The sequence below is a fragment of the Pseudoalteromonas sp. 120-MNA-CIBAN-0494 genome (genome assembly GCF_040308885.1).
GTDB classification, from domain to species: Bacteria; Pseudomonadota; Gammaproteobacteria; order Enterobacterales; family Alteromonadaceae; genus Pseudoalteromonas; species Pseudoalteromonas nigrifaciens.
Map to the genome: position 1 here is coordinate 1 of NZ_JBEOOE010000173.1, position 263 is coordinate 263.

Annotated in this window: 1 protein-coding gene; it reads right to left on the reverse strand. The window is 46.0% G+C overall.

Translation table 11 applies throughout. The annotated features are described in order from the left end of the window. A partial coding sequence (locus AAEY55_RS18415; RefSeq protein WP_350552701.1) for an aldo/keto reductase occupies positions 1-263 on the reverse strand: 263 nt, incomplete at both ends.

The following is a 263-nucleotide window of genomic DNA, read 5'->3' on the forward strand; positions in this document are numbered from 1 at the left end:
TTTTGCTGCTGCCATGAGTTTTTCTGGCTCAAACTTCATATCATCAGGGAAAATCTTTGTGGTCAAAAAGAATTTATCACGAGCGACGCCCGATTGCTTAATACCTTGACCAACCTCGAATTCATTACCGTAAGCTTGGGCGGTATCGATATGTTCGTAGCCCATCTTAAGACCTTGGCTAACGACATCGATACAATCTTGACCGGTTGACTGCCAGGTGCCCAGTCCGAGGACTGGAATATTGGCTTGTCCAGCAGTACGAA